This window comes from Paenibacillus xinjiangensis (genome assembly GCF_059686975.1).
In genome coordinates this window covers 36350-52207 of sequence record NZ_JCAALS010000020.1, presented here as the reverse complement: position 1 = coordinate 52207, position 15858 = coordinate 36350, and the positions used below count along the sequence as shown (strand labels likewise).

Annotated in this window: 17 protein-coding genes; 6 read left to right on the top strand and 11 right to left on the bottom strand. The window is 49.5% G+C overall.

What is annotated here, in order from left to right; genetic code table 11:
* Positions 1-19 precede the first annotated feature (19 nt).
* The 3 genes from cobA to nirB all read right to left on the bottom strand — a co-directional run bounded on the left by cobA (position 20) and on the right by nirB (position 3625).
* A complete protein-coding gene (cobA, locus tag AC6ESP_RS19515; RefSeq protein WP_497098467.1) occupies positions 20-784 on the bottom strand; it encodes a uroporphyrinogen-III C-methyltransferase in 765 nt (254 codons plus the stop codon).
* A gap of 74 nt (positions 785-858) precedes the next feature.
* A complete protein-coding gene (gene nirD / locus AC6ESP_RS19510; protein WP_497098404.1) occupies positions 859-1173 on the bottom strand; it encodes a nitrite reductase small subunit NirD in 315 nt (104 codons plus the stop codon).
* Between the two features lie 13 nt (positions 1174-1186).
* The gene (gene nirB, locus AC6ESP_RS19505; RefSeq protein ID WP_497098403.1) at positions 1187-3625 is read right to left on the bottom strand and encodes a nitrite reductase large subunit NirB; all 2439 of its coding nucleotides are present in this window, start codon (positions 3623-3625) and stop codon (positions 1187-1189) included.
* 322 nt (positions 3626-3947) lie between these two features.
* Between nirB and AC6ESP_RS19500 the strand changes: the two genes are divergently transcribed.
* From AC6ESP_RS19500 to AC6ESP_RS19485, 4 genes are all read left to right on the top strand, one after another.
* Entirely contained in the window at positions 3948-4547 is a 600-nt protein-coding gene (locus tag AC6ESP_RS19500) for an ANTAR domain-containing response regulator (RefSeq protein ID WP_497098402.1), read from the top strand.
* Between the two features lie 14 nt (positions 4548-4561).
* On the top strand, positions 4562-5626 hold the full coding sequence (locus tag AC6ESP_RS19495; protein WP_497098401.1) for an anthranilate phosphoribosyltransferase: 1065 nt from the start codon (positions 4562-4564) through the stop codon (positions 5624-5626).
* A gap of 212 nt (positions 5627-5838) precedes the next feature.
* Positions 5839-6621: a tyrosine-protein phosphatase gene (locus tag AC6ESP_RS19490; protein WP_497098400.1), complete on the top strand. Its 783-nt coding sequence runs from the start codon at positions 5839-5841 to the stop codon at positions 6619-6621.
* 202 nt (positions 6622-6823) lie between these two features.
* The gene (locus AC6ESP_RS19485; protein ID WP_497098399.1) at positions 6824-7933 is read left to right on the top strand and encodes a GGDEF domain-containing protein; all 1110 of its coding nucleotides are present in this window, start codon (positions 6824-6826) and stop codon (positions 7931-7933) included.
* A 32-nt stretch (positions 7934-7965) separates the two neighbouring features.
* Here the strand turns inward: AC6ESP_RS19485 and AC6ESP_RS19480 are convergent, their stop codons facing one another.
* From AC6ESP_RS19480 to AC6ESP_RS19455, 6 genes are all read right to left on the bottom strand, one after another.
* Positions 7966-9195: a multidrug effflux MFS transporter gene (locus AC6ESP_RS19480; RefSeq protein ID WP_497098398.1), complete on the bottom strand. Its 1230-nt coding sequence runs from the start codon at positions 9193-9195 to the stop codon at positions 7966-7968.
* A 180-nt stretch (positions 9196-9375) separates the two neighbouring features.
* Positions 9376-9606: a cold-shock protein gene (locus tag AC6ESP_RS19475; protein WP_497098466.1), complete on the bottom strand. Its 231-nt coding sequence runs from the start codon at positions 9604-9606 to the stop codon at positions 9376-9378.
* Positions 9607-10005: 399 nt separating this feature from the next.
* The gene (locus AC6ESP_RS19470) at positions 10006-10341 is read right to left on the bottom strand and encodes a hypothetical protein (protein ID WP_497098397.1); all 336 of its coding nucleotides are present in this window, start codon (positions 10339-10341) and stop codon (positions 10006-10008) included.
* 35 nt (positions 10342-10376) lie between these two features.
* A complete protein-coding gene (locus tag AC6ESP_RS19465) occupies positions 10377-11078 on the bottom strand; it encodes a pirin family protein (protein WP_497098396.1) in 702 nt (233 codons plus the stop codon).
* A 450-nt stretch (positions 11079-11528) separates the two neighbouring features.
* Positions 11529-12341 carry a membrane protein insertase YidC gene (gene yidC, locus AC6ESP_RS19460; protein WP_497098395.1) on the bottom strand — a complete coding sequence of 271 codons (813 nt, stop codon included), beginning with the start codon at positions 12339-12341 and terminating at the stop codon, positions 11529-11531.
* Complete coding sequence (locus tag AC6ESP_RS19455; RefSeq protein WP_497098394.1) at positions 12296-12640, bottom strand: hypothetical protein; 345 nt, start codon at positions 12638-12640, stop codon at positions 12296-12298. Before AC6ESP_RS19455 ends, yidC begins: the two co-directional genes overlap by 46 nt.
* A 168-nt stretch (positions 12641-12808) precedes the next feature.
* On the opposite strand from AC6ESP_RS19455, the gene AC6ESP_RS19450 reads away from it, so the two are divergent.
* On the top strand, positions 12809-13399 hold the full coding sequence (locus tag AC6ESP_RS19450) for a hypothetical protein (protein ID WP_497098393.1): 591 nt from the start codon (positions 12809-12811) through the stop codon (positions 13397-13399).
* On the opposite strand, the gene AC6ESP_RS19445 is transcribed toward AC6ESP_RS19450, so the two are convergent.
* Complete coding sequence (locus AC6ESP_RS19445; RefSeq protein ID WP_497098392.1) at positions 13383-14267, bottom strand: LysR family transcriptional regulator; 885 nt, start codon at positions 14265-14267, stop codon at positions 13383-13385. The two genes, AC6ESP_RS19450 and AC6ESP_RS19445, sit on opposite strands and share 17 nt — an antisense overlap.
* Before the next feature lie 118 nt (positions 14268-14385).
* Here AC6ESP_RS19445 and dapA point away from each other — a divergent pair, with 118 nt between their 5' ends.
* Positions 14386-15270, top strand: a complete 885-nt coding sequence (dapA, locus tag AC6ESP_RS19440; RefSeq protein WP_497098391.1) for a 4-hydroxy-tetrahydrodipicolinate synthase — start codon at positions 14386-14388, stop codon at positions 15268-15270.
* On the opposite strand, the gene AC6ESP_RS19435 is transcribed toward dapA, so the two are convergent.
* On the bottom strand, positions 15240-15656 hold the full coding sequence (locus tag AC6ESP_RS19435) for a glycosyltransferase (RefSeq protein ID WP_497098390.1): 417 nt from the start codon (positions 15654-15656) through the stop codon (positions 15240-15242). The genes dapA and AC6ESP_RS19435 overlap by 31 nt on opposite strands.
* Positions 15657-15858: the final 202 nt, after the last annotated feature.

Below are 15858 nucleotides of genomic sequence, written 5' to 3'. Positions count from 1 at the left end.
CAATACATTTATTCTAATATTATCCAATCATTGCAGAAGCCTGTCGCTCCGCTTGCAGCAGCTGTTCTCTCACGCGAATGACCTCACCTACAATAATTAATGCAGGATTGGTCAGCTTCATCGAATTCGCTAATTTGTGTATATCCGCTAATGTACCGATAATCGTGCGTTGCCTCGACGTTGTCCCCCGTTCAATTAAGGCAACGGGCGTACTTGAGGCTTTGCCATGCTTGAGCAGTTGCTCACGAATGTAAGGAAGCTGGCTTACTCCCATATAGATAGCCAGTGTATCTACTCCATGCGCCAGCAGGTCCCAGCGCACCGGAGCTTTATCCCCATGACAGCGGCTCCCCGTCACACATGCGAAGGATGATGCATGATCACGATGCGTAACCGGAATGCCTGCCGCCGCGGCAGCACCTATAGCCGATGTGATTCCTGGTATGATTTCATAGCTTATGCCGCACGATGCCAGCGCTAGAACTTCCTCGCCTCCACGTCCGAAGACGAAAGGGTCGCCGCCCTTCAAGCGAACGACCGACTTCCCCTCTAGCGCATAATCAATGAGCAGCTGATTAATGCGCTCCTGCGGCATGGCATGCGCACCGGGCGCTTTGCCGCAATAGATAAGCTCAGCATCATCACGGGCTTCATCCAGCAGCTCCTCGCTAGATAACCGGTCGTACAAAATAACGTCAGCCGCTTGAATACGGCGTAATCCCTTCACAGTTATTAATTCCGGATCACCTGGACCGGCTCCGACAATATACACTGTACCTGTCACCATAGAGATTAAGCCCCTTTCCTTTTGATGAACAGCGTTCGTTCACTGACGTCAGCACCCAGCAGCGTCTGCTGTTATATCGTTACATAGATTGAGCCGCTCTCACTGTCAATCTCAGTCTCAAAGGTTGTAATACAGCCATCATCCGGCTCATGCACCCGGCCGCTGCGCAGATCAATCTTCCAATCATGCAGGGGACAGTGCACGGAAGTCCCGCACACCATCCCTTCCGATAGAAGTCCACCCTTATGTGGGCAGCGATTCTCGACAGCAAGCACGCTGTCATCGCTGAGACGGAATACTGCAATTTCGGTATCCTCTACTCGAATCGTCCGTGAGCCCTTCACATCTATCTCCGACAGCTTGGCAACTAACAGCTTCTTCGTCATACGATTATGCCCCCTATTGCTGAACCGGCTGCGGGCCGGACAGCTGCTCGAAATTTTTGCGCAATTGCTTATCTTCTACGATTTGCTTCCACGGATCCGTTGTTAAGCTCAGCGCTTTCTCAATTCGCTCGACAAGGGCAAGACGATCTTCACGTTTCTCCAAAGCTTTCTTAATAGAAGCAAGCCCTACACGCTCCAGCCATTGGGCGGTTCTCTCATTCCATGTCGCACTCTCACGGTAATACTGCAAGTAAGCGGAGGACCACTCCATTACTTCGTCCTCTGTCTTCACAATGCATAGCAGATCCGTTGCTCTAACCTTCACGCCGCCATTGCCCCCAACATGGAGCTCCCAGCCGCCATCAATAGCGACGACACCGAGATCTTTAATGGTAGCCTCCGCACAGTTGCGGGGACAGCCGGATACTGCAAGCTTCACCTTCGCAGGCGTATTGAGACGCTCGAACGCTTTCTCCAATCGTATCCCCATACCGATCGCATCCTGTGTACCGAAGCGGCAGAAGGTCGAGCCTACGCAGGTTTTGACCGTTCGAAGTGTCTTACCATAAGCATGGCCGGACGGCATATCGAGCTCTTCCCAGATTTTCGGAAGATCCTCTTTCTTCACACCTAGAAGATCGAGTCGTTGTCCGCCTGTGAATTTCACCATCGGCACATCGAATTTCTCAGCCACCTCTGCTATTTTTTTCAGATCAGCAGGAGAGGTAACTCCGCCATAAATCCGCGGTACAACCGAGTATGTTCCATCCTTCTGAATATTGGCATGATAACGTTCATTCGTAATCCGTGATTCCTTCTCATCGATATACTCCTCTGGCCATAGCATACCGAGATAGTAGTTAAGCGATGGCCGGCATTTGGAGCAGCCTTCCTCAACCTTCCACTCAAGTACATTCATGACCTCTTTGACGGTCATGAGCTGCATCCGCTTGATCTCACCAACAATCTCATCACGGTCAAGCGATGTACAGCTGCAAATCCCTTCCTTCACTGGCTCCAAGGCAGCGTCGCCTGCATACAGCTTCAGCAGCCCCTCTACAAGCGGCTTACAGCCCCCACAGGATGCTGATGCTTTCGTACAAGCCTTGATCTCACCTACGGATGCACAGCCCTTCGATTGAATCGCCTCAGCAATCGCTCCCTTGGAGACACCGTTACAGCCGCATACGATCTCATCATCCGCCATGCCCTCAAGTCGGTTGCCTCCTGAGGATTGACCCAGCATATCCGATGAGATGCCGAGCAGCAGCTCCTTCTCACGGCCGGCAATGGATTCTCCTTTTTTAATATAAGAGAATAACTCAGCGCCATCGGAAGTGTCACCGAACAAGACTGCACCGACAAGCTTCCCGTCTTCAATAACGATTTTCTTATAGGTTCCGTCCAGATCGTCCTGAATCTTCAGAGCTCGAGTCCCTGGCAGCTCAGCGAAGCGTCCTGCGGAGAATACATCAACCCCTGAGACCTTCAGCTTCGTTGAGGTTACCGACCCTTCATAGCCTGCCGTCTCCACACCCGCTAACCGCTTAGCGAGCACCGCTCCTTGCTCGTACAACGGGGCAACCAGTCCATAGGCAATGCCACGATGCTCGGCACATTCCCCGACTGCGTACACATCTGGAATATTGGTCTGCATGAAATCATCTACGATAATGCCTCGGTTCACTTCAACTCCGGATGCCTTCGCAAGCGCTACATTCGGACGTATACCCACTGCCATTACAATAAGGTCAGCTTCCGCCTCACTGCCATCGACAAAGTTCAGTGCCTTCACCCGGCGTCTTCCCGTAATGGACGCGGAATGCTTCGACAACAGAAACTTCATGCCCTGTGCCTCCAGCTCGCGCTGCAGCATCCGTGAAGCTGCTTCATCGAGCTGACGCTCCATCAGATACGGATGGATATGAACAACGGATACTTCCATCCCTAGATGCAGCAGCCCTCTCGCCGCCTCAAGCCCCAACAGCCCTCCACCGATGACGACCGCTTTTTTATGTTTCTTGGAAGTGTCTATCATCGTCTCGCAATCGGCGATATCCCGGAAGGCAATGACACCTTCCTTGTCAGCGCCTGGAATAGGAAGCATGAATGGATTAGAGCCTGTTGCAATAATGACGGAATCATACTTAACCTCAACACCTAGGTGGGTGATGACTTTTTTGTTCTCGGTATCAATCTTCGTTACGGTATGGCCCGTATATAGCTTAATGTTGTTATCCTTATACCAGTCCCAATCGTTAATGACAATTTCATTCAGATCTGCTCCACCTGCGAGAACGGATGAGAGCATGATCCGGTTATAGTTAGGATGCGGTTCCGCACCGAATATCGTAATCTCATAGGTATCCGGTGTCAGCTTCAGCAGATGCTCAACAGCTCGAACCCCCGCCATACCGTTACCGATAAGAACTAATTGTTTTGCGTTACTCATTATGAATCTCCCCTTCCTTCAGGTAAAAAAAATAGAAAAAGCCCATTCCGTCCCACAGGATACGCATATGCGCTCCCTATGTTTAACGAAACAGGCTTCATTGCCGCTTCAATCGAATACATCATTGTATTCGCGAATGATATGAGGTAGTTGTTAACGATAATATACACTGTGACGCCTTCTTATGTCAAGATATCTGACATTAAAAAAATGATAGGAAAGAATATCGACAGCCTCCCCTTTTTTATGTTATATATAATCACAACTAAACAGAATCAGGCCTTGTATCGTCCAATAGTCGAAGAGGAAGGAGCGCTTCTCCATGCGTTCTTTGTTAATTATCGATAATCCTGCGACCTCGGCAGCAGCTAAGCCGAATTCCGCCTCCCATCAACCTGAATATATCCTTCAATCAAATGGTTATCGTGTCATGCAGACCGGCAGCGAGGAACGGGCCAAGAAGCAAATACCCGACGCCGACGCGATTATTCTGCATATGCCGCTTAATGATGTTTTTGCTTGGAGCAATAAGCTGCTCCAGACCAAGAGATTGCCTCTGCTCTGGTGGTGCAGCGCCTCTACGGCTTCTTTATCTGCAGCCTTCTGCGAGAACGATGTTCCTATAGACGGTATACTGACTCCCTCTATGAGTGAGCAGGAGCTGCACTGGGCGCTCCACTTCGGTTCGAAGCAATCCTTTGAGCGGCAGCAATGGGCCAACGAGCGCAAGCAGCTGGAAGCCCGTTTAGAAGAGCGCAAATGGATTGACATGGCAAAAGGGATTTTGTGCAAAATCAAAAATGTATCGGAAGCTGAGGCCTATGACCTGCTTCGCAAGCAGGCGATGAATGAGCGCAAACGAATGGTCGATGTTGCCACCTCAATCGTGAAGGTCTATCAGCTGCTCCAAGAGCAAAAATAAGGAGGTCACTAGCAATGTTTACACAACTGTTGAAGGAAGTCGGTAGAGGTAAGCGAGGTGCCCGTGATCTAACCTATGAGGAAGCGCAACAGGCAGCTGACTGGGTCATGAACGGAAAAGCTACCCCTGCTCAGATAGGTGCCTTTTTCATCGCAGAGCGAATCAAAATGGAGAGTGTCGAAGAGCTGGAGGCGTTCGTAGTCGAATCCCGCAGCAAGGCGTACCGCTCGCCTATCCAGCAAGGAATCGACTGTGCCGGCCCCTATGATGGCCGCAAAAAATCCTTTTTCGCCACATTCGCTACCGCCTTCCTGCTGGCTGCAGCAGGTCTACCAGTTACCTTACACGGCTCAGCATCCTTACCGCCCAAATGGGGGGTGACTCTCCCTGATCTACTAGCGAAGATTGGTATTCATCCCGAGAAGCTATCCCGCGAGCAGTTGACCCAGGTTGCCACATCTACGGGTGTATTGTTCGTCCCATCAGAGCAGTGGTGCCCTCCTCTAGGCGAGCTTCGCTCCATCCGAGAAGAGCTGGGCATGCGTACGGTGCTGAATACCGCTGAGAAGCTCATCGATTATTCGCATTCGCCGTATCTCGTGTATGGCGTCTATCACAATACCGTATTCGACCGGATGGCCAGACTGCTCGTTCATCTTGGCTATCGCAAAGCTCTGATCGTGCAAGGTGCGGAAGGGTCCGAGGATCTATTCATTGAGCGGCCTACTAGAACCTATATCGTCGAGAACGGCGAAGCACAGCTCCATATCATTGATCCGGAGAGCTTCGGCTTAGAAACCTCGCTGCCCGACCAGATGAATTGGTCTGCCGATGAGCAATTGAGAGTGACCGAAGAGGTGCTGAAGGGCGAGGCCCATCTAGCCTTCGTTAATCAGGTGCTGCTCAATGCAGCCGTAAGGTTAAAGCTAGCCGAGCGTGTAGACTCCGTAGAGGAAGGGTTATATACAGCCAAATCCCTGCTCGACAACAAAGCCGCCTGGGAGCTGTACCAGAACTGGTGCAATTTGATGCTAGGCAGCTCCGTGGACGTGCCTTTGGTTCAGACGACACGCCCTTAAATTAGCCATGCATGTATAGCCTGAAGTGACTTGAGGAGGAATGTGCCTGAAGCCGCTTCAGGCTATTCTTCGTTCCTCCAGCTCCTGCCTCATAGCCTTTACAAATTGTTCATTCCTCTCTAATACCAACTTTACATACAACTAGTATTCTAGTGGTGTACAAGTAAGACTCGTTCATCCCAAGTCCTCGATCTTGAAAGGAGTTTCATATGATGCCAACATTTACTGCAGGCCCTGACAACCGCGTTATTCCATTCCAAGGTGTACTCAATTTCCGTGACATGGGGGGCTATGAAACAACGGACGGCCGCAAGGTGAAATACGGCATTCTGTTCCGTTCTGCTGAGCTTAGCGGAATGACCGAGGAGGATGTGGAGCTGTTCCACTCCCTAGGCATTCGAACCATATTCGACTATCGTGACGAGGCAGAAGCAGCTCGACAGCCCGATCCTGTATATGACCACATAACGAACATACGAATTAGCGCCATGAATCAGAATAATGTACCTGCTGATATTCGCGAGCTCGTGAAATCCGACTTTTTCAAGCACATGACTCCTGAGGCTTTCGGCAAAATGTATGTTGACATGGCATTCGACAGCCCTTCCTACAGGCAGCTGATGGAGCTGGTTCAACAGCCAGAGAGCCTTGGCCTCCTGCACCACTGTGCGGCCGGCAGAGATCGCACAGGAGTAGGCGGCGCCTTCATCCTGCTCGCTCTGGGAGTGCCAAGAGAGACCATCATAGCTGACTATCTGATCTCTAATCAGACATTAACACCACTACATGACAAGATGAGAGAACAGCTTGCAGACATACTTACCCCGGAGGAGCTGTCTGTAGCCAGTGCGATGTTCGAGCTTCGTCGCGAATTCATAGAAGCCGTACTCCATGCTATTGATGAGAAATACGGGAATACTGAAGCCTTTCTTGAGCAAGAATTCAACCTTACTCCAGTCAGACGCGCACTGCTGCAAGCTAATTGCTTGGAGTAATACGCTCAAATCCCAGCTAGCCTGCCGCCAAGCTACAGACACTATCGTCTGCTGCGAAGCCGCAGGCTTTTTGGGTTTTGAACATAGCTAGGCAGGCGACTTCAAATTGTCCAATAATAACTGTCGAAAAAAGGAGGAAATGTATGCAGCTTGTCGAAAACTTTTCAACCTGATAACTATGCCATTCACAATCGAGGAGCCTATGCACATCAACAACACCTTAGAAATCGAACCCTACAAGACGAACAAATGGAATCGGATCATGCTTAATATATTTTGGATACTGTCTGTGGTCGTTCTGATTAGTCAATTGATGATTTATTCAATAATAATCGAATCCAGCCCCCCTTCCTTCTCAGCAGTCCCTTACATTATTCAAGAGATTATTACTCCAGACGCTATATTACTTTCCCTTCTTCTGTTATTGGAAGCCATAATCCGCTGGAGAATTGACATAGCCGAGACCTCGATCCTTATCGGCTCCCACGTCATGATGATGGTCATTCTGTACTTCATAAATGAACGAATTGTTGTAGCCCCTGTCCTTATGATTTTCCCTATATTGGTGGCCACCCTTTTCTTCCGATCGGCTTTTTTAATCGTCTCCTTAGTCATCTCCGTCACTTATATTATCTATTTATTTCACTACACGCCGCACAATCAGCATTCCGGCGCCATTGATTTCATCGTCATAGGGGGCCTTATTATCGCGATCGCAGTCACTGGACTGGGCGTTATCAGCAGAGGCCAGGAGCTCGCAAGCGTACTAACGACAACGATGAAATCCGAGCAAGAGCTGATGATCCAGAACGCTATAATGGACCGCATGTCCAAGATCGATCCGCTGACCGAGCTGTACAATCACAAAACCTTCCACGAACATGCCGAGATGGTGCTCGAATATCAGAAGCTGAATACTTTCCCGCTGCAGCTGGCAATTATGGATATTGATAATTTCAAGAAGGTTAACGATACCTACGGCCACTGGGTGGGGGATATTGCACTGAAACGGGTAGCAGCAGCCATCAGCAGCCGCATAGGACCCGATGTATTCGCAGCCCGCTATGGGGGAGAAGAGTTCATTATTCTTTTTCGCGAGGATAGTGTAGAGTCCGCTTACCAGATTGTAGAGGATCTAAGGAAGGACATCGCCTCTTCCCCGATTGCGGAGATGGGTGGACTATCCGTAACGATCAGCATTGGCATTCATGCGCTAGTGTACGGGGATACGAAGGCCTCCAGCTTCCAGAAAGCCGATCAGGCTCTATATGATTCCAAGTATAGCGGGAAAAATAAAACGACCATCAGATAGCAGCTTCCATCCGATGATCGTTCCTTGCACGCTTATGGTTTCGGAGCGCGGCGTACGAGCAGAATATAGCTAAGAACGGCTAATACGTTAACAGCCGCAATAATGATACCCATTGGCAAGGCAGTGCCGCTGCCGCCAAGCCCAACGAGCGGGGCCATGAAGCCGCCGAATACGAATGCCATAAGCCCAATCAGTGCCGAAGCACTGCCAGCCGACTTACCTTGGTTCTGCATCGCGAGCGAGAAGCTGGCGGTCTGCACAATACCAACACTCGATACGACGAAGAACAAGGGAATCAGAACACCATACAAGCCCGTATCAAGCAGGATCATTACGAGCAGCAGAATGCCGCCTATCGATGCCATCCCAAGTCCCGTTACCAGCAATGTCGCAGCACTCACTCTACTGGCAAGCCTGCCAGCAGTCTGGCTTGCGATAATGATCCCGAGACCGTTGACAGCGAAGAACAGGCTATACATCTGTGGTGACACACCGAACAGATCTTGAAGCACGAACGGTGAACCTGAGATATAAGCGAACATAGCCGCTACCACTAGCCCTTGAGCCAAGGCGTAGCCCATGAACACGCGATCTGTGAGCAGGACGCGGAACGTACGGAGTGTACTCCCAACACCGCCCGCGGAACGATTCTGCACGCGCAGCGTCTCCTTCATCCCGAACATGACGGCAACGAACATCAAGGCGCCGATTCCTGCAAGGACGATGAATACGCCGCGCCAGGATGTCCAGTTCAGAATCTGTCCTCCGGCAATTGGAGCGGCTATCGGTGCGACCCCATTGACGAGCATAAGCAGGGAGAAGAACTTCGTCATCTCCGGCCCATCATACAAATCACGAACAATCGCCCGGGAGATGACGATGCCTGCTGCCCCACCCATCCCTTGGACGAAGCGCAGGAGCACGAAGGTCTCAATAGAGGGCACAACGACACAGAGAATAGATGCTGCCACATAGATAATAAGGCCGATTAAGAGCGGCTTCTTCCGGCCGCGAATATCACTGAGCGGGCCAATGAGAAGCTGACCGATTGAAATACCGAGCAGACAGGCCGTCAAGCTTAACTGGGACATCGATGTCCCGGCGTTGAAATCACTTGCCAGCTCAGGCAACGCGGGCAGATACATATCGATAGACAATGGCGCGAATGCAGCTAATGCTCCTAAGAGAAAAGCCATCCACAGCCTAAGCAGCGAGGAGGGCTTCTGCTGTACAGCTGCCAGCTGACTGCTAGCTTGTTTCATTCCTAACACTCCATCCTTTTTATTTCGCCAAGACAAACATCCAGATAGTTGTACAAGTATAAGAACGCTGGCAAGTCCTGTCAATGGACTTTTCTGCAGCAGCCGTATTTACGTAGCCTCCCCCATTGAAGGGCAAAAAAAAAGAGGATACCCATTCGGGTACCCTGTGTCGGACAACTGTTACTCAGTTGCAGCTACGCTGTTTTTAAGCTTCAAATTATCATTTGAGTTTACGAGTAGCGGCAGCATTTTCTCGCTGGTAACCATCGGAGAGTGGCATATGAGGCAAGTCGGAGCTTGTTCGAACGCAAAGTTCGCACGCATCCAGCCATTACAGTCTTCGCTTTCGCAAGACCATATTTTTGTGCTGACCTCCGGAATGTCCTCTTGGAATTTTTTTCGACTATAGATCGTAAACGCCTCCTTGATTAGGACTCCCCTTCAATTATACCCCATCTTGTCAAATTATCGTTCGATTTCTGTAAATTTTCCATTCATGATTTTTCGAATCATGGGAATAGGGCTTGTATAGGCGCTTTCTGCGGGAAAAGCCCCCTGCTTCATCGGCGAAGCAGAGAGCTCTTCTTCTGTAAGAAGAGTGAGGTATGTAGCTCTAGCTTAATAGGCTTTGTACAGGAACAATCCTCTTCCAGCAGCTCGGAATGGCAGCACGCGGCGAGGCTTAGGGGGAAGCTGCTCGCCTCGAGTGTCACTCCTATGCACTTCGTGCACACTCTTTACTATATATATGCAGTTAAGGCCAATATTAGTTATCTTTTCAATAAATAAATTTGGCCGGCTCCATCTAAGCTACAAGGTATAACCGAATTCCTGAGGAATATATGTGATGCTGGACTTCGCAGAGAACACGAGTCCCAGCAGGGAATGATCATATTTCACCGTGCTTCCATCTACATAGAACCAGAGCTTTTTGACAGGCTGACCATCATCGAAATGTTGGAAAAGGAATACATTCAGCTCTTCCTTCCACTTGATCAGCTCATCAACCTGAGGCGATAATGGTGTATGAACCGTGAAAGTCCATCCGCTGCCTGCCGGCTCTACTCGGTAAGTTACCGTTTGCTTACTGGAGTCGATAAAGGTCCGTCCGCCAATAGCATGCTTGATCAACAAGGTCTCGTTCATTTAAATCTTCCTCCTTCTACACAAGCCTTCAACATTTAGGGCAGATCAATTAACATCACAAAGGCATCTTCATCAGGCGCTTCCATCTTAAGATCAGGTTCGAACTCTGCTCGAAGCGTATCTCTGCGGCTAAGCTCAATATTATTCAATAGCAGCCGGCCTTCAATGACCATTGCAAAAGCACGTCGTCCTGACGGCTGATGATAATAAACTTTCTTCCCCTTCGTAATACGGCTGAGATAGATGGTCATATCTTGGTGAATACGAGCCGTTCCGTTCGCCCCGTCAGGGGTTACGACAGGCAGCAGCGTATTGATTAGCTTAGCCTCATCATATTTGCTCGTCTCATAAGAAGGCTGGATACCCTTCTCTTGGGGCATGAACCAGAGCTGGAGAAAGCTGCCGCTTTCTGTCTCTGAGTTATTGTACTCGGCGTGAATAATACCTGAGCCGGCAGACATCCGCTGCACTTCCCCTGCGGAGGTAACCTCTGTGTTGCCCAGATTATCCTCATGCTTCAGACTTCCTGTAAGTGGGATAGTGACGATCTCCATGTCGCTATGAGGATGAGCGCCGAAGCCTCTGCCTGGAGCAATGTCATCATCATTGCATACACGCATAACTCCGAAGCGTGAATTATCGGGATCGAAATAGTCACCGAAGGAGAAGCTTCGCGCACTTCTCAGCCAATCCAGCTCGGTTGTATTCCGTTCATTTGCGGGGTAACGCTTGATCATCGAAATTCCTCCTCTTGTTCGAGTGGTTCCTTGTTACAGAATCCGCACCTTCTCACATAGTTATATTGTAACACATCAACCCTATACAAAAGATACACTTCGTTTCACCAAACACGCTCTTTATAGCGCTGCTGGCTTCTACATCGGTCGCAATAATGGGATTCTATCCGGCAAAGGAAGGAATTACGGAACTATGGATACAGAACGGACGAGCAAAAAACAGAAGTGAACGAAGACGACTTGGTTGCGGAGAGGGTTACAGGCCACCCGAGAAAACTGCGAATAACTGTGTTAGATGTGAACTACACACTCTTCAGTATATCACCTATCGATGTAGGCCAATAGGCCTTTACCTTACTTTAATGGATGACTGAAGACGGGAAGCAATGATGGAGAAAAGCAATAACGGTCAGGATTCTGTAATGAATCCTGACCGTGTGCTGGTAATCTTTATTTGGTCGACAGCTCAGCAATTTGCTTATCCATGCTCACAACAGGGTATAGCCGCTTCGCAAGCATCGTCTGGAGAATCATGAATATGCCCCCAACCACCCAGTAGAGCGGAACCGCCGCTGGCGCCGTGAAGGAGAAGACCGCCATCATAAGGGGAGAAATGAACCCCATTATAGCCATTTGCTTCTGCTGTGCAGGATCTATGCCAATCTGGGACACTCTAAATTGGACATAATAGATGCCTGCGGCCAGGAAGGGAAGAACCATATCCGGCGCTCCGAGCTGAAACCATAAGAACGAATGCTCTGCCAGCTCAGGCGTCATCTTGATTGCATAATACAAGCCCGTTAGAATGGGGAGCTGGAAAAGCATCGGAAGACAGCCAATCGCTAGTGGATTGTATTGATGCTTCCCATAGAGCTCCAGCATTTCCTTCTGCATCTTAGCCTGTGAATCCGGCGTCTTAACCTTGTACCTCTCCTTCAGCTCTTCCAGCTCAGGCTGCATCAGGTTCATCTTCTGCTTCATTACCTGCTGGCTCTTGGACTGCCTGAGCATAAGCGGTAGAAGCACCAGACGAACAAGCAGCGTCATGGCAATAATAGCTGCACCGTAGCTCCCGCCAAAGAAAGAAGCTATATGCTGGATCAAATAAGAGAAGGGGAACACTACGTAGTGGTTGAAAAACCCCGGTGTTGCGGAGTCAATGGTTCCATTCGGTGCGCCACAGCCGCTGATCACGATCAGCACCGCGATTATTGCTATTATCCGATATCGTTTAAGAAAGGTGAATGCATTCGTTTGCCCCATGTAAATCCTCCTCGTTGGTTTCGATTGCGATAATCATCTGCAAACGAGGAGCTACAATCAGCTGAATCTCCATCCGGCGACTCTTTTCTCTTGATCTTCCTAGCCAGCCAGTGGTGAATCTGTTCCCGATCACATACTTGCTCTGTAGGAGCAATGAGCGGAACTAAAGAAAAGCGTTCCAGCGCCCTGCCCTGCCCTTCGTTAACAGCCTGATATGTGAAATAAGAGGCATAAGCAAAGGTACAGATAATACTGATAGAGAATAAGTAAGGGATTAGATCATGAAGCTCAACAAACAATGCATTCACCTCCTTGTCATTATTATATTCACAGTAGTACGCTGCCTGTTAAGCAGTGGTTTCATCCCCGCCTGAGGTCCAGTAACATTCCATTCTTTGGACGGTTATTGTGGAGTGGCAGGCAATAGTACAATAATCTAAGTCTATTATACGGGGAGGGTTATCTGTTTGTATAACTTAGGGATCGAATTGGCTCGTGGTTCTTTATTCCTGATGATCCTATTATCGTGGATTGCAGGTAGAAAAGCGGCAGCTCTTCTATATTCCGGGTCAGAAAAAAAATTGCATATCGCAGCAGGTGAATTGACACCTTGGATTCTATATACGACGCTGCCCACACTAGGTGTGATAGCTGGAATTGCAATCATACTGATTACCTCCAATGAGCCTGCCGACTGGACGAACCGCCTGTTGTTCATGCCAATTATCCTTATCCCGCTTCTTATGCTCTGGTTATCATCCTTACCTAGATTAAGAAGAATTATAATCTCCACGGGACGCCGCTCAGATCGGCCTTTGAATGCGCGCCTGCGGTTTCGAGTGACACATCCTGGCTTCATTGTTCCTTTTCATCTGACCACACTTAGCTCCCTAGCTGCCTTCTATTTGTCATTATCTACAACTGTGCAGCCGCGATTAATGCACTTTGTAATTCCGCTTGCTATCCTGCTGCTGGTCGCAATAGGAGTCTGGATGGCTTATGTCAATCGCAGCTCCAAGCTGAGCTTAGTCGGCGTAGAGCTTAAGAACCGACATTAGCAGCGCCCAGCATATCGAGCAAAGCGGCAAGTGGACGAGACATCCACTTGCGCGGATGAATAACGTATTGCAGATCGAACCGAATATCAGGATGGCTAAAAGGAAGCATCGCCAGTCGTCCTTGGCTAATATCGGAGGCAACGACAATCTGCGGCAGAAGAGCAATGCCCAGCCCATTAATAACGCATTGCTTAATCGCCTCCGGATTGCCCAGCTCGAAGCCAATCGTGTAAGGAATGTCATGCTCCTTAAGCACCTTCTCGAACATGCCGCGATAGATACAGCTTTCCTCGGAAATGATCAACTGAGCGCCGCCCAGATCCGCAAGCTGCACTTGGGACTTAGCTGCGAGCGGATGCTCCGTTGGAGCAACGAGTACTAGCGGTTCTTCCCTTATAGCTGCGCAGCGCAGCGCGCTATCTGCTGGCTTGACATCCAGGAGCAGCCCAATATCGAACTCCCCCTCCTTCACCTTGCTAATGATCTGGGATTCCCGCTCTGGATGCAGCTGAATGTTCAGCTCAGGGAATTGCTGTCTTAGCTGCTTCAGATAAGGCGGCAAGAAATACGCTGCCAACGAATCGATGGCCCCAATGACAAGTGTCCCTCCCGCATACCCGGCTACTGTTTCCTTGGATTGCTCATACAAGTCGAGCATCTGAACCGCAATATGCAGCAGCGCTTCTCCTGATGGCGTCAGCCTCATCTGACGGCCGTAGCGTTCAAGCAGCGTAGCCCCATACTCCTTCTCCAGCTTCTGAATCTGAATGGTCACACTAGACTGCGCATAACCAAGCTCTTCAGCAGCCCTTGTAATACTGCGTCTTCTGGCTACCTCCCGAAAGGTATGCAGATAAACAAGATCCACGCTGACCACTCCTCTGAAGTATCAATATTATTAATGTCTATGATCAATTATTATAGATAATTGCAATAATAAATGCATGCTAATATTAGAGCTATCCAACAGTAGAGGAGATGGCGATATGCTGCAGGAACACAATGTGCGAGGTATATATGTGCCAGCTGTTACCCCTTTTCATGGGGACGGTACAATTGATTTGGAATCCTTCGGGAGGCATATTGAGCGGTTGTTAAACGATGGCGTTCACGGTCTAGTCGTCAACGGAACGACAGGGGAATGTCCTACTATCGAGGTGGGAGAGCTTCGTGCGTTGACAAGTGCTGCTGTAAAGGCTGGAGCGAAGCAGCATACCCCGATCGTAGTTGGTACAGGAACTAACGATACCCGTTCCACCGTCAGACGAACAGAGCTCGCTGGTCAGCTTGGAGCGGATGCGGCGCTCGTCGTTGTTCCCTATTACAGCAAGCCCTCTCAAGCTGGCATCATTGCCCACTTCAGACAAGCAGCTGAGACTGGTGTTCCCATTATCGCTTATGAGATTCCCTCCCGCACAGGTGTGAAGCTAACCGTCGATACCGTTCGTACCATTCTGTCCATCGACGGGGTCATCGGTATGAAAGACAGCTCAGGAGGAATCGATCTCCTTGCTGAGCTGTCTCTCTATGATACCAAGCCCATTCTGTGCGGGGATGATGCTTATTTCTATGCGATGCTATGTTATGGAGCTGCTGGGGGGATGCTGGCATCTGCCGCTATTAACACCCCAGCCTATCTGGAGGTGTTCGACCTGTTCCAGCAAGGGCGGCTGAGCGACAGCAGAACGGCCTTCAACAAGCTTGTCCCGCTTATTCGCCTGCTCTTCCAAGAGCCGAACCCTGCCCCGCTTAAAGCGCTGCTGGCAGCGCAAGGCATCCTTTCCTCCGATACGCTTCGCTTGCCGCTTACCTCTGTCTCTGAACAATTGCGGCAGCAGCTTTATGAAACAGCAGGCATTTCAGGCACGTAGTCCCACAAGGGGGAATGAGTAAAGCCATCTAATCTGCGGATGATATAACGCTCTTCCCCTGCTCTACTCTGCTCCCATACCAAGGAGCGCATGGAAATGTCCATGATTATTACCTGTGAACCCGATGCATGATCCGCACCTGCCCTTACTGCTGCTGTATACCCGAAGCATTCGGACAAATAGATCGCTTTGGCCCGAATATCAGCTGCACAGAACACCGGAAGCATGTCCACCGATCGGTCAGAGCTGTTGTTGTCGACAAAGATAAGCTCGTACCCTTCACCAATTGGCGCTACAATTCGCTTTATCCGCTTGTAGGCGTCATAGAGCACTTTCTCCTCGTTATAGACAGGAATGATCACGGAATAGGTAATTGGTTCAAGCATCATGGTCCCCTCCGATTAAATCGATTCAATCGATCAGCTATACCACTAGTATAATCCGATAATCTTAAAAGCCCCTTAAATTTTAATGATTAACTGCAATTATAATACCTATTTTACCACACAGATCGTAATCAGGTTAATACTGTATTCATTTACGTTGTCTAGTGTATTTCCCATAATATATACTAACCGTAGCCGATTC

Coding starts and splice junctions, on each gene's coding strand:
- nirD (WP_497098404.1), bottom strand. CDS start 1,173: ATGACGAAGAAGCTGTTAGTTGCCAAGCTGTCGGAGATAGATGTGAAG.
- nirB (WP_497098403.1), bottom strand. CDS start 3,625: ATGAGTAACGCAAAACAATTAGTTCTTATCGGTAACGGTATGGCGGGG.
- AC6ESP_RS19500 (WP_497098402.1), top strand. CDS start 3,948: ATGCGTTCTTTGTTAATTATCGATAATCCTGCGACCTCGGCAGCAGCT.
- AC6ESP_RS19495 (WP_497098401.1), top strand. CDS start 4,562: ATGTTTACACAACTGTTGAAGGAAGTCGGTAGAGGTAAGCGAGGTGCC.
- AC6ESP_RS19490 (WP_497098400.1), top strand. CDS start 5,839: ATGCCAACATTTACTGCAGGCCCTGACAACCGCGTTATTCCATTCCAA.
- AC6ESP_RS19485 (WP_497098399.1), top strand. CDS start 6,824: ATGCACATCAACAACACCTTAGAAATCGAACCCTACAAGACGAACAAA.
- AC6ESP_RS19480 (WP_497098398.1), bottom strand. CDS start 9,195: ATGAAACAAGCTAGCAGTCAGCTGGCAGCTGTACAGCAGAAGCCCTCC.
- AC6ESP_RS19470 (WP_497098397.1), bottom strand. CDS start 10,341: ATGAACGAGACCTTGTTGATCAAGCATGCTATTGGCGGACGGACCTTT.
- AC6ESP_RS19465 (WP_497098396.1), bottom strand. CDS start 11,078: ATGATCAAGCGTTACCCCGCAAATGAACGGAATACAACCGAGCTGGAT.
- yidC (WP_497098395.1), bottom strand. CDS start 12,341: ATGGGGCAAACGAATGCATTCACCTTTCTTAAACGATATCGGATAATA.
- dapA (WP_497098391.1), top strand. CDS start 14,386: ATGCTGCAGGAACACAATGTGCGAGGTATATATGTGCCAGCTGTTACC.
- AC6ESP_RS19435 (WP_497098390.1), bottom strand. CDS start 15,656: ATGCTTGAACCAATTACCTATTCCGTGATCATTCCTGTCTATAACGAG.